The sequence below is a fragment of the Amycolatopsis rubida genome, assembly GCF_900115345.1.
In the GTDB taxonomy this organism is placed as follows: Bacteria; Actinomycetota; Actinomycetes; order Mycobacteriales; family Pseudonocardiaceae; genus Amycolatopsis; species Amycolatopsis rubida.
This window is the reverse complement of the sequence record NZ_FOWC01000016.1, coordinates 70,722-82,400: the sequence shown is the minus strand read 5'-3', so window position 1 is coordinate 82,400 and position 11,679 is coordinate 70,722. Positions and strand designations below refer to the sequence as shown.

Below are 11,679 nucleotides of genomic sequence, written 5' to 3'. Positions count from 1 at the left end.
GGCCCGTCCGCTCATCCGACGCGCCGGTCCAGCCGGGACGGCCACCAGATCCGCCGGCCGAGATCCACGGTCAGCGCGGGCACCAGCAGCGACCTGACCAGCAGCGTGTCCACCAGCACGCCGAACGCGACGATGAACGCGATCTGGGCGAGGAACAGGATCGGGATCACCGCCAGCGCGGAGAACGTCGCCGCCAGCACCACCCCGGCCGAGGTGATCACGCCGCCGGTCACCGCGAGCCCGTGCAGCGTGCCGTCCCGGGTGCCGCGTCGTTTCGTCTCCTCGCGCACCCGGGTCATCAGGAAGATGTTGTAGTCGATTCCGAGCGCCACGAGGAACACGAACCCGAACAACGGCACCACCGGATCCGCACCGGGGAAGTGCAGCAGGTGGTTGAACACCAGCGCCGAGACCCCCATCGTGGCGGCGAACGACAGCACCACCGTCGCGATCAGCAGCAGCGGAGCCAGCAACGCGCGCAGCAGCAGGGCCAGCACGGCGAAGATCACCACCAGCACGATCGGGATGATCACCGCCCGGTCCCGTTGCGAGGTCCGCTGCGTGTCGAGCTGGATCGCGGTCTGCCCGCCGACCTTCGCCTCCGCGGACGGCACCGCGTGCACCGCGTCGCGCATCTTGCCGACGGTCGCGACCGCGTCCTCGGAATCGGCAGGCGCGGAAAGAACCGCGAGCAATTGGACCCGTCCGGCGACTTCGAGCGGACGCCGGTCGGGCCCGGCGAGCGGGAAGACCGTCGCGACGCCCGGCACGCGCGCGGCTTCGGCCACCTCGCCGGCGGCTCCGGCGTTGGCGACGATCACCGCGGGCGAGCCCGACCCGGCGGCGAAATGCCTGCCCAGCACTTCCTGGCCGGTCACCGAATCCACGGTGGCGAGGAACACGTCTGACTGCGCGGTGCCGGACGCCTTGAGCTGCGGGAGGAACACCGCCCCGGCGACGAGCACCAGCGCCGACAGCACCCAGACCGCGCGCGGGCGGGCGCCGACCATGCGGGAGACCCGGCCCCAGAGCCCGGACGTCTCCGGATGCGGCGAACCGTGCCGCGGCCGGAACGGCCAGAACGCGCCCCGTCCGCACAGCACGAGCATCGCGGGCAGGAAGGTGGTCGAGGCGAGCAGCGCGGCGCCGATCCCGATCGCGGCGACCGGGCCGAGCCCCTTGTTCGAATTGAGATCGCTGAACAGCAGGCACAGGACGCCGAGGACGACCGTGCCCGCCGAAGCCGCCACCGGTTCCAGCGTCGCCCGCCAGGCCAGCCGCATCGCCTCGAACCGGCTCGGGGTGTCGCGCAGCTGCTCCCGGAAGCGGGCGACCAGCAGGAGCGCGTAGTCGGTCGCGGCGCCGAACACGAGAATCGAGAGGATGCCCTGGCTCTGCCCGTTGAGCGCGAGGACGTCGTTTTTCGCCAGCAGGTACACCACAAGGCTCGCCAGGGCCAGCGCGAACACCGCCGACACCAGGACGAGCAACGGCAGCAGCGGGCTGCGGTAGACCACGAGCAGGATCAGCGCGACGACCGCGCCCGCGACGATCAGCAGCACCCCGTCGATCCCGCCGAAAGCGGTCACCAGGTCCGCGATCTGCCCGCCCGGCCCGGTGACCAGCACGGTCAGCCCGTCCGGGCCGCTGCCGAGCTTCGCCCGGACCTCCTTGACGACCTCCGCCGGATTCCCGCCCGCGTCGACCGGCACCGAGAGCTGCGCCGCCTTGCCGTCCTCGGAGAACGTCGCGGGCTTCACCGGACCGGCGACCCCGGCCACCGCGACGGTGCGGGCCGGCAGCGCGCCGAGGTACGCGCGGTCGGCGGCACTCAGCCCGGACTCGCGCTCGGCGACGACGACCGCGGGCAGCGTCGGACGCGGAGCGAACGCCTTCTGCTCGTCCTGCACCTGCGTCGCCTCGGCCGAGCGCGGCAGGAACGCGGCGTTGTCGTTTTTCGAGACGGTGCTCAGTTTTCCGGCGAACGGCCCGCCGGCTCCGCCGACGGCGAGCCAGACGACGACGAGCAGCGCCGGCAGCATCCAGCGGATCCGGCGGCGGCTCGACGCGGGCGGAAAACCGGGCTCGGCCATGGTGGATACAGTCCTTCAGGCGGACGACGGGGCAAAACGTTCAGTACGCTGAACATATCGCCCGGAAGAGGCCCGATGGACCCAGGGAAGACTGCGCCGGACACCGGCGAGCTGGCGTCCTGGCCGAACGGGCGGCTGCTCGCCGTCGCGGCACGGCTGGTCGAACAGCGGTGGACCGCGGTGCTCGCGGAGCTGGGACTGACCCACACGGGGCTGATCGTGCTCCACCTGCTCGGCGAAGGCCCGCTCGCGCAGCGCGCGCTCGCCCGCCGCTGCGAGGTGACCGACCAGACGATGAGCCGCACCCTCGAACGGCTTTCCCGGGAAGAGTTCGTCGCCCGCGCGCCTGACCCCGCCGGCTCGTCGCGGTCACCGCGGCCGGGCGCGAAGTGCACGCGCGCGCGATCCACGCCGAGCGGCACGGCATCGGCGCGTTCGGCGCCGCGGTCGCCGACGAACAGTTCCGCGAACAGCTGGTGCAGTTGATCTCCGGCCTGCGAGAAGACCGTCCCGGCGCATCCTCGGCCGGTCGGGACTGACGCGGCGGCGCCGGGTACTAGGCTCGGCGTCATGTCGAGCCGATCCCTCCACACGCCCGCTCCCGACGCCGCCGCGCTCCGCGCCCGTCTCGACCGCGCCGCGAAAGCGGCGGCCGCCGCGAACACCGACGCGCTGCTCGTCGCGCCCGGATCCGACCTGCGGTACCTGCTCGGCCAAGCGGGCGGTTCGTTCGAGCGGTTGACCACTCTCGTCATTCCCGCCGACGGCACCCCCGCGCTCGTGGTGCCGAAGCTCGAAGCCCCCGGCTACGCCGACGTGCCCACCGACGCCCTCGGCGTCGAGGTGCTCACCTGGGTCGACGGCGACGACCCCTACCGGCTCGTCGCCGACCGGCTCGGCAAGCCCGGCCGGATCGCGGTCAGCGACTTCACCCCGGCGCTGCACGTGCTGTCCCTGCGCGCCGCGTTCGGCGACGCCGAGCAGGCCCTCGCCGGGCCGATCGTGCGCGAACTGCGGATGCGCAAGGACGCCGCCGAGATCGAAGCCCTCCGCAAGGCGGGCGCGGCGATCGACCGCGTGCACGCGCGGATGGGCGAATGGCTGCGCGCCGGCCGCACCGAGGCCGAGGTCGGCGCGGACATCACCGCCGCCATCGTCGAAGAGGGCCACACGCACGCCGACTTCGTCATCGTCGGCTCCGGCCCCAACGGCGCCAGCCCGCACCACGACGTGTCCGAGCGCGTCATCGAACGCGGCGACGTCGTCGTGATCGACATCGGCGGCCCGGTGCCCGAGGGCTACAACTCCGACTCCACCCGCACTTACTCGATCGGCGAACCCCGCGACGCCGACGTCGCCGAGACCTACGCCGTGCTGCAGCGCGCGCAGCAGGCCGCCGTCGACGCGGTCCGCCCCGGCGCCAGCGCCGAGAGCATCGACAAGGCCGCGCGCGACGTCATCGACGCCGCCGGATTCGGCGAGTACTTCATCCACCGCACCGGCCACGGCATCGGCCTCGACGTGCACGAGGAGCCCTACATCATCAACGGCAACGCGCTGCCGCTTGAGGAGGGCATGGCCTTCAGCGTCGAGCCCGGCATTTACCAGCCGGGCCGCTGGGGCGCCCGGATCGAGGACATCGTGCTCGTCACCGGCTCGGGCGTCGAGCCGGTGAACACGCGGCCGCACGAACTGGTCGTGCTGGACGCATGAGCGGGCCGCTGGAACCGCTCGACCAGGCGATCGTGCAGGAGCTCGCCGCCGACGGGCGGCGCAGCTTCACCGATCTCGCCGAACGGGTCGGGCTGTCGGTCTCGGCGGTGCACCAGCGGGTGCGCCGTCTCGAACAGCGCGGCGTCATCCTGGGCTACACCGCCCGGCTCGACGGCGAGCAGATCGGCCTTCCGCTCACCGCGCTGATCTCGCTCACCCCGAACGACCCGGCCGCGCCCGACGACTACCCGCAGCGGATCCAGCACATCACCGAGATCGAGTCCTGCTACTCGGTGGCCGGCGACGAGTCCTACATCCTGCTGGTGCGCGTCGCTTCGCCGCTCGGCCTCGAAGACCTGCTCCGGCGGATCCGCGAGGCCGCGAAGGTGTCCACCCGGACCACCGTCGTACTGTCCACCCCGTTCGAGGGCAGGTCGCCGACGCTGTGAGAGTGGTACGGTAAAAGGTATGGCAACACGTAAGGTGACACTCTCGCTCGACACCGGTGCGCTCGAGTACGCCGAGCGGGCCGCGAAAGCGCACGGAATCTCGGTCTCGTCCTGGCTGTCGAAGGCGGCCCGGCGCGAGGCGGTTCGGACTGGGTACACCCCGCAGCGGGCTCCGGTCGCGCCTGCCGCTTCGTCGGCTGAAGCGGACGAAGCGGAGCGGGCGGCTGCGGAGAAGGAGATGCGTGCGCAGGGGTGAGGTTTGGACTTACCACCCGCCTACTGATCCTGCCCGGCAGCGGACTGTCGTGCTCCTGTCTTCGGACGGGGTGAACGAGTCCGAGCGGCCTTGGCTGCTGGGGACCGAGCTGCTGGATCGGGACCCGCAGGACATTCTCGGGGTGGCGGTGGATGCCCGGTATTGGGTGTCCACGTTGAATCTCACGCGGTTGTACCGGCCTTGGCTGGCTGAGCGGATCGCGGAGGTGGACGGGGATGTGCAGGAGCAGATCGATGTGGCTTTGAGGGCTGCGTTGGATTTGTGAGTTCCTGCTGGGGGCGGCTCGTCGCCTGGGGGCGACATTGCGCCCGGGGTGGGTGGGGCACCCCGAAGGGTGAGTGTGACGACGGCGCGGGGGTGCTTGTCAAGGCGGGAAAGATGCCTTGACAAGCACCCCCGCGCCGTGTTTTTGGCTTCGTATCGGGGCGGGGGGAGTGTGGCTGCCTGGGCGGGCGGGTGCGGTGGCTGCGGTGGGGTGGTGGGTGCGCGCGGGTGGGGTGCGTGGTCGCGGTGAGTTGTGCGGGTCTGGGTTGGGGTGGGGTTAGCGCGCCGATGGGGCATGGGGTGCATGTGGCGCACCCCAATGGGGCGCATCCCAGGCGGCGGGCGGGGTGGTCTGTGAAGGTCCCCTCACGCCCGGTGGCGGGGTCGTGAGGGGAACCCTGAGGGATGAGGGTGGCCCTCACGCAACGCTGGGGTGGGGTTGTTAGCTCGCTGGTTCGGGGATGGCGTGGAGTTTTCCGTCTGGGCCTGCCAGGCAGGAGGCGTTTCCTCGTTGCGTCGTCAGGAAGTCCGTGAGGCAGTCGGCGATGGCGGCGTGTCCGGCGGCGTTGGGGTGGAAGGATTCCTGCAGTGCGTGCGTCGCCCGGTCGACCTGGGTCAGGTCGTTCAGGTGCAGGGTGAGGCGGGTGAACCATTCTGTCGCCGGGTTCGGGCCGCCGGAGCAGGCTTCGTGGTTTTCGCCTGCTCGGGCCAGGTCAAGGAAACGGGCGCCGGACTGGGCGGCTGCTTGTTTGATTCCCGCGGAGAGGGTGCTGATTCCCGTGGTCGAAATCCACTGCAGGTCGTCGGTGCGGAAGGGGCAGCCGTTGAGGCTTTGCAGATCCGCTGGGATGTCCGGGCCGACTGGGGTGGCGTAGGACTGGAGCACCAGTTGGTAATCGGCGGGGACGTATCCGGCTTCGGCCAGTACCTTTTTCACGTCGCCTACTGCGTTCGCCACCTTGGGGACCATGGCGTCCACTTTGGACTTCCAGGTTTCCTTCAGCGCGACGTTGCAGGACGGGCCGTCGGCGGAGAACCAGGCCTTGAAGCATTCGCTGACCTGCGCGGAGAACTTCGGGTCGTCGTTCGCGCCCACGGCGATCACCACCGCCGCTACCCGGTGGTTCTTCACCACGTCGGCCAGTTGCGCGGCTTGGGAGCGTTCGCCCCACTGTTTGGCGTCGCCGAGGGCGACCTGGGCGGCGGGGGCTCCGGAGCAGGCCAGGTTGACTCGGGCGGCGACGCCGGGGATGCGGACCTTCTGCACGAACGCCGCCGACGAGCGGTGGCACCAGTCGCCGTTCCTGCCGTCGGTGTCGGGGCTGTAGGCGCCGGCTCCTTCGCCGGAGACGGTGCTGTCGCCGATCGACACGATGGTCAGCGGGCCGCGGCCGGGCGGGCCCTGCCGCGGGAAAGGCTGGCCTGTCCTGCTCTCGGTGCCGAAAAAGACGAAGAAGCCCACGAGCACAGCTACGCAGGCGAGGACCAGCGCCCCCCACCACCACCGGAATCGTCGCATCGCTTGCCCAGTCTAGCGAGAACCCGGACGTCGTCGTCAGGGTCGGTGAGGGGTGGGACGCGGGTCACCGGCAGCTGGGAATCCACTGTGGACTCCGGGGGTTGGCCGGCTGCCCAGACCGGGGGCTTGCGGTGGGTCCACGGGGCAGCCTGTTCCAGCTGCCCGGCCAGGCGGAACAGCAGGTCTTCGCGGCCGAAGGCGGCGGTGAACTGCATGCCGATCGGGAGTCCTTCGTCCTCGGCCAGCGGGACGGACATCGACGGAACCCCGGAAACGTTCGCCGCCGCGGTGTAGGGGGAGCGGTCCAGAATGCGCTCCAGCCAGCCGAGGCCGTCCAGGTGGTCCGCGCCTTCGCCGTAGACGCCGAGCGGGACCGGCGGCTCCGGCAGGGTGGGGGAGAGCAGCAGGTCGTGGCGGGCGAAGTGCTGGGCGAAAGTTCGGGACACCTGGTTGCGGATCGCCAGGGCGCGGACGAGTTCGTCGGCGGTGACCTGGTGGCCGTAGCGGTAGCTGGCGAGAGTGACTGGTTCCAGGGTGGTCTCATCGACCGGGCGGCCGGTCGCGGCGGCGATGCCGTCGATCCACGGGGCGAGGTTGGCGGTCCACATTCGTGCGTTGCCGAGGACGAAGTCCTCCCAGGAGACGCCTAGGGCCAGCGGGGTCTCTTCGATTGCGTGGCCAAGGGATTCCAGCAGTCCCACGACCTCGGACAGGGCGGCGGAGACTGCCTCGGCCGGCTGGCGGCCGCCCCATGGCTGGCGCAGGACTGCGATGCGCAGGCGGCCTGGGGCGAGTCGGGCTTCTTCGGCGTACGGGCGAGCGGGACGGGCGGCGAAATAGGGATCGCCGGGTTCGGGGCCTTCGATCAGGTCCAGCAGGACGGCGCTGTCGCGGACGGTTCGGCTGAGGCTGCCTTGCACGGCCAGGCCGCTGAAGACCTCGTCGGCGCCGGGGCCGTGCGAAACCCGGCCGCGGGTGGGCTTCAGGCCGAACAATCCGTTGCTGGAGGCGGGGACGCGGATGGAACCCGCGGCGTCGGTGGCGTGGGCGAGCGGGACGATCCCGGCGGCGACCGCCGCACCGGAGCCGCCGCTGGAGCCGCCTGCGCTTCGGGCGGGAGACCATGGATTGCGGGTCGCGCCGTAGAACTCCGGTTCGGTGGTGGTGCTGTAGGCCATTTCCGGGGTGGTGGTGCGGCCGATGGTCACCAGGCCTGCCTGACGGAAGCGGCGCATCAGGAACGAGTCTTCGGGCGACACGATGCCGGCGGCCAAGCGGCTGCCCAGTTCGCTGCGTTTGCCCGCCATGGTGACGCCGAGGTCCTTGATCAGGAACGGCACGCCCGCCAGCGGAGCGGAGCCGGGAGCGGGAGTGTCTTCGGGCGGCCAGGTTTCCGCTACTGCGTTGATGTGCGGGTTCACTGCTTCGACCGCTCGTGCGGCCGCGTCGGCGACCTCGGCCGCGGTCACCTCGCCGCGGGCGATCAGGTTCGCCAGGCCGACCGCGTCGCAGCTCGTGTATTCGGAGATTTTCACCAGCACGTCCTTCAAGATACTTATCCGTATTGCGTGATACCGAGTGGTATCACGGGGGACGGTTGTGTACCGTAGCTCGTGCCGAACCGCATTGCCAACCCCCTGGGAAGAACCGATGACGAGCACCTCCGCCCGGCGGCCGACGCGGGTCGCGACCTTGCCGCCTCGCGAGCGCATCCTCGACGCGGCCGAGGAGCTGTTCCTCAACGAGGGCGTCGTGCGGGTCGGGGTCCAGGCGATCGCGGACCGCGCCGGGACCACGAAGATGGCGATCTACCGGCACTTCGGCACGAAGGACGCGCTGATCGCGGAATGGCTGCGGATCGTGGTGCACGACTACTCGGCCGCGTTCGACGCGGCCGAACGGGCGCATCCGGGCGATTGCGCGGAGCAGATCCGCGCGGTGGGACGGTTCATCGTCGACGGGCTCCCGGACTTTTCCCACCGGGGCTGCCCGTTCACGAACTCGGTCGCCGAGCTGCCCGATCCGGAGCATCCCGCGCGGCGGTTGATCAGCGAGCACAAGACTCGTCAGTTCGGCAGGCTCCGGGCGATGTGCGAGGGGCTCGGGCTGCCCGACCCGGAGCTGGGCGCGGCGGAGCTGACGTTCGCGATGGAGGGGGCGCAGATCGCGGTGCAGAACGGCGGTGTCGAGAACGTCGGCGCGCATCTGACGAGGATCGTCGAAGGCGTGATCAGCCGAGGGAAGCCGGACTGAGGGCAGCGCGTTTTCGTTGCAGTAAAAGGCGTTCTGCCTCGTTGGCGACCAGGCGGAGAGCTTCGTCGTAAGCCTCGACGGCTTCGGCGGTCCGGCCAAGGCGGGCCAGCAGGTCGGCTCGGACGGCGTGGAAGAGGTGCCGGTTGCCGAGGCCCAGGCCGTCCACAATGGTCAGTGCGGCGGCCGGGCCGTCGACCTCGGCGACCGCGACGGCGCGGTTCAGGGCCACGATCGGGGTCGGCGCGACGGCCAGCAGCCGGTCGTAGAGGGCGAGGATCTGGACCCAGTCGGTGCCGTCGCTGTGCACGGCGTTGATCGCGGCTTGGAGCTGGTACGGGCCTGGGCGGTCGAGTCGCAGGCAGCGGCGGACGAGGTCTTGGCCTTCGGCGATCAGCGGCCGGTCCCAGCGAGCGCGGTCCTGGTCAGGCAGCAGCACCGGGACCCCGTCGGCGTCGAGCCGGGCCGCGCGCCGTGATTCGGTGAGCAGCTGCAGTGCGAGCAGGCCCAGTGTTTCGGGTTCGCCGGGCAGCAGCGCGGCCAGGATCCGGGTCAGGCGGATCGCTTCGGACGCCAGGTCCGGCCGGGTGAGGTCGGCGCCGCTGCTGGCGGTGTGGCCTTCGGTGAAGATCAGATAGAGCACCGCGAGGACGGCGTTGAGCCGGTCTGGGAGGTCGGCCGCGTCAGGCACGCGGTAGGGAATCCGGGCGTCGCGGATCTTGGCTTTGGCGCGCACTAGCCGTTGTGCCAGCTTCGATTCCGGTATCAGGAACGCGTGCGCGATCTCGGCGGTGGTGAGGCCGCCCAGCAGGCGCAGGGTGAGGGCGACTCGGGCGGCGGTGCCGAGGGCCGGGTGGCAGCAGGTGAAGATCAGCCGCAACCGGTCGTCGGGCACTGCGCCTTCGTCGGACGGTTCGCTCGCGTGCAGGAACGCGGCCTGCGCGTGGCGGTCGGCGCGGGTGGATTCGCGGCGGAGGCGGTCGACGCCGCGGTTGCGGGCAGTGGTGACGAGCCAGCCGGCGGGACTCGGCGGGAGGCCTTCCGCGCGCCATTTCACGGTGGCGATCGCGCAGGCCTCCTGGACCGCGTCCTCGGCGAGATCGAGGTCGCCGAAGACGCGGGCCAGCACGGCGACCGCGCGGCCGTGCTCGGCGCGGAAGATCCGCCCGAGCCCGGCCGTCGAGGTCAATGGAACTGCCGGAGTTCCACCGGCAGCGTGGTGATCTCCGAGATCCGCCGCGCCCACTCGGTCGCGGCCTCCGCGCCGGGCGCGGTCACGACGGTGAAGCCGCCCAGGTGTTCCTTGCCCTCGGCGAACGGGCCGTCGGTGCACAGGACGCCGTCGCCGGAGGCCCGGACCACCTTCGCCGCGGCCGCCGGGTGCAGTCCGCCCGAGAAGACCCAGACGCCTTTCGCCTTCATCTCCTCGGTCACCGCTTCGAGGCGCGCCGCGATGTCCGCCAGCACCTCCGGATCCGGGGCTCCGCCGTCGGGCTGGCAGATCCCGAGCAGGTACTGCGGCACGGCCTCCTCCTTGGCTCAGCGTTGCCGGGCCGGCCGCACGATCATCTCGCTGACGTCCACGTCGGCCGGCTGGTCGAGAGCGTAGGCGATGGCGTCGCCGATCGCTCGCGGTTCGAGGGCGTCCTTGCGGTAGATCCGCATGAACTCCCGCGTTTCCGGATCGCTGATCGTGTCCGCCAGCTCCGAGGTCACGACGCCGGGGGAGACCGTGGTGACGCGGATCGAGGGGTCGCATTCCAGCCGCAGGCCCTCGGTGATCGCCCACGCCGCGTATTTCGTGCCGCAGTACACCGCGGCGGTCGGCGTGACCTGGTAGGCGCCGATCGACGCGATGGTGACGAAGTGGCCTCGGCGCTGGCGGGTGAAGTGCGGCAATGCCGCGGCGATGCTGTGCAGCAGGCCCCGGACGTTGACGTCGATCATCCGGTCCCATTCCTCGACCAGCCCGGCGTCCAGCCGGGACAACGGCATCACCCCGGCGTTCGCGACGAACGCGTCGATCTCGCCGTGGTCGCGCACCGCGCGGGCGACGAACTCGGCGACGCCGGCCCGGTCGGTCACGTCGAGGCGGTGGACTTCGATGCCGTCGGCACTGGCGGCGAGTTCGGCGAGCCGGTCTTCGCGGCGCGCTCCGGCGATCACGCGCCAGCCGTCCGCGGCGAGCCTGCGGGCGGTGGCCTCGCCGATTCCGCTGCTGGCACCGGTGATCAGGGCGGTCTTGCTCATTGAGACTCCTTCGGGAAGTCGGCGGACAGGGTGACCTCGCGCCAGTCGTCGAACGTCGTGCGGAGGGTGTCGAGGCGGGCGGTGGCGAGGTCGTAGGCCGCTTGGCCGAGCAGCAGGCGCAGCGGCGGTTCGGCGGAGGAGACGGCGTCGATGACCGCGGTCGCGGCGCGGGCCGGGTCGCCGGGCTGCTTGCCGTAGGTGGCGAGCGTCGAGGTGCGGCGTGCGCCCGCGGTCTCGGCGTAGTCGTCGATGCGGATGGCGGATTCCCGCATGGACGGGCCCGACCAGTTGGTGCGGAACGCGGCCGGTTCGACGATCGTGACGCCGATGCCGAGCGGCCCCACCTCGGCGGCGAGCGATTCGCTGAAGCCTTCGACGGCGAACTTGGTCGCGTGGTAATAGCCGGTCGCGCCGAAGGCGGCCAGCCCGCCGAGCGACGAGACCGAGACGACGTGGCCGCTGCGCCGCGCCCGCATTCCCGGCAGGACAGCGCGGGTCAGCGCCATCAAGCCGAATACGTTGGCCTCGAACAACGCGCGGATCTCGGCGTCTTCGCCCTCCTCGGCGGCGGCGAGGTAGCCGTAGCCTGCGTTGTTGACGAGGACGTCGATCTGGCCGAAGACGCGGTGTGCCTCGGCGACCGCTTCGGTGATCTGCTGCTGGTGGGTCACGTCGAGCGCGACCGCCAGCGCGCGTCCGGGGTGCGCGGAGACGAGGTCCGCGACTCGTTCGGGATCGCGGGCTGTCACGACCGCGCGGAGGCCGCGTTCGAGAACTGCGGCCGCGAGTGCGCGGCCGAGGCCGGTGGAACACCCGGTGATGAACCAGACGGGTGCATTGTTTTCAGACATGGATCTGCCCTCG

General features: G+C 71.1%; 13 protein-coding genes. 6 read left to right on the top strand and 7 right to left on the bottom strand.

Translation table 11 applies throughout. The features are described 5' to 3' along the window. Positions 1–11: 11 nt before the first annotated feature. Entirely contained in the window at positions 12–2,093 is a 2,082-nt protein-coding gene (locus BM362_RS38500) for an MMPL family transporter (protein WP_093576506.1), read from the bottom strand. A gap of 75 nt (positions 2,094–2,168) precedes the next feature. Here BM362_RS38500 and BM362_RS38495 point away from each other — a divergent pair, with 75 nt between their 5' ends. From BM362_RS38495 to BM362_RS38475, 5 genes are all read left to right on the top strand, one after another. Then, positions 2,169–2,579 carry a MarR family winged helix-turn-helix transcriptional regulator gene (locus tag BM362_RS38495; RefSeq protein ID WP_244287419.1) on the top strand — a complete coding sequence of 137 codons (411 nt, stop codon included), beginning with the start codon at positions 2,169–2,171 and terminating at the stop codon, positions 2,577–2,579. A gap of 84 nt (positions 2,580–2,663) precedes the next feature. Then, positions 2,664–3,806: a M24 family metallopeptidase gene (locus BM362_RS38490; protein WP_093576505.1), complete on the top strand. Its 1,143-nt coding sequence runs from the start codon at positions 2,664–2,666 to the stop codon at positions 3,804–3,806. Next, positions 3,803–4,255 (top strand): Lrp/AsnC family transcriptional regulator, encoded by a 453-nt coding sequence (locus BM362_RS38485; protein WP_009078207.1) that lies wholly within the window; start codon positions 3,803–3,805, stop codon positions 4,253–4,255. The genes BM362_RS38490 and BM362_RS38485 overlap by 4 nt, the downstream gene beginning before the upstream one ends. Positions 4,256–4,274: 19 nt before the next feature. Continuing rightward, a complete protein-coding gene (locus BM362_RS38480; protein WP_037806448.1) occupies positions 4,275–4,511 on the top strand; it encodes a hypothetical protein in 237 nt (78 codons plus the stop codon). Continuing rightward, positions 4,498–4,797 (top strand): hypothetical protein, encoded by a 300-nt coding sequence (locus BM362_RS38475; protein WP_067585532.1) that lies wholly within the window; start codon positions 4,498–4,500, stop codon positions 4,795–4,797. The genes BM362_RS38480 and BM362_RS38475 overlap by 14 nt, the downstream gene beginning before the upstream one ends. 441 nt (positions 4,798–5,238) lie before the next feature. Here BM362_RS38475 and BM362_RS38470 read toward each other — a convergent pair whose 3' ends face one another. Both BM362_RS38470 and BM362_RS38465 read right to left on the bottom strand, forming a co-directional pair. Continuing rightward, positions 5,239–6,315, bottom strand: a complete 1,077-nt coding sequence (locus BM362_RS38470) for a GDSL-type esterase/lipase family protein (protein WP_067585529.1) — start codon at positions 6,313–6,315, stop codon at positions 5,239–5,241. After that, entirely contained in the window at positions 6,267–7,850 is a 1,584-nt protein-coding gene (locus BM362_RS38465; protein WP_093576558.1) for an amidase, read from the bottom strand. The genes BM362_RS38470 and BM362_RS38465 overlap by 49 nt, the downstream gene beginning before the upstream one ends. Before the next feature lie 115 nt (positions 7,851–7,965). Here BM362_RS38465 and BM362_RS38460 point away from each other — a divergent pair, with 115 nt between their 5' ends. After that, entirely contained in the window at positions 7,966–8,568 is a 603-nt protein-coding gene (locus tag BM362_RS38460; protein ID WP_093576504.1) for a TetR/AcrR family transcriptional regulator, read from the top strand. Here the strand turns inward: BM362_RS38460 and BM362_RS38455 are convergent. From BM362_RS38455 to BM362_RS38440, 4 genes are read right to left on the bottom strand one after another with little or no spacing between them, the layout of a single operon-like run. Beyond that, complete coding sequence (locus BM362_RS38455) at positions 8,546–9,754, bottom strand: RNA polymerase sigma factor (RefSeq protein WP_093576503.1); 1,209 nt, start codon at positions 9,752–9,754, stop codon at positions 8,546–8,548. The genes BM362_RS38460 and BM362_RS38455 overlap by 23 nt on opposite strands. Further along, positions 9,751–10,089 carry a YciI family protein gene (locus BM362_RS38450; protein ID WP_093576502.1) on the bottom strand — a complete coding sequence of 113 codons (339 nt, stop codon included), beginning with the start codon at positions 10,087–10,089 and terminating at the stop codon, positions 9,751–9,753. Before BM362_RS38450 ends, BM362_RS38455 begins: the two co-directional genes overlap by 4 nt. Before the next feature lie 15 nt (positions 10,090–10,104). After that, on the bottom strand, positions 10,105–10,815 hold the full coding sequence (locus BM362_RS38445; RefSeq protein WP_093576501.1) for an SDR family oxidoreductase: 711 nt from the start codon (positions 10,813–10,815) through the stop codon (positions 10,105–10,107). Next, complete coding sequence (locus BM362_RS38440) at positions 10,812–11,666, bottom strand: oxidoreductase (protein WP_093576500.1); 855 nt, start codon at positions 11,664–11,666, stop codon at positions 10,812–10,814. Before BM362_RS38440 ends, BM362_RS38445 begins: the two co-directional genes overlap by 4 nt. Positions 11,667–11,679 lie beyond the last annotated feature (13 nt).

Coding starts and splice junctions, on each gene's coding strand:
- BM362_RS38470 (WP_067585529.1), bottom strand. CDS start 6,315: ATGCGACGATTCCGGTGGTGGTGGGGGGCGCTGGTCCTCGCCTGCGTA.
- BM362_RS38485 (WP_009078207.1), top strand. CDS start 3,803: ATGAGCGGGCCGCTGGAACCGCTCGACCAGGCGATCGTGCAGGAGCTC.
- BM362_RS38500 (WP_093576506.1), bottom strand. CDS start 2,093: ATGGCCGAGCCCGGTTTTCCGCCCGCGTCGAGCCGCCGCCGGATCCGC.
- BM362_RS38480 (WP_037806448.1), top strand. CDS start 4,275: ATGGCAACACGTAAGGTGACACTCTCGCTCGACACCGGTGCGCTCGAG.
- BM362_RS38460 (WP_093576504.1), top strand. CDS start 7,966: ATGACGAGCACCTCCGCCCGGCGGCCGACGCGGGTCGCGACCTTGCCG.
- BM362_RS38445 (WP_093576501.1), bottom strand. CDS start 10,815: ATGAGCAAGACCGCCCTGATCACCGGTGCCAGCAGCGGAATCGGCGAG.
- BM362_RS38440 (WP_093576500.1), bottom strand. CDS start 11,666: ATGTCTGAAAACAATGCACCCGTCTGGTTCATCACCGGGTGTTCCACC.
- BM362_RS38495 (WP_244287419.1), top strand. CDS start 2,169: ATGGACCCAGGGAAGACTGCGCCGGACACCGGCGAGCTGGCGTCCTGG.
- BM362_RS38490 (WP_093576505.1), top strand. CDS start 2,664: ATGTCGAGCCGATCCCTCCACACGCCCGCTCCCGACGCCGCCGCGCTC.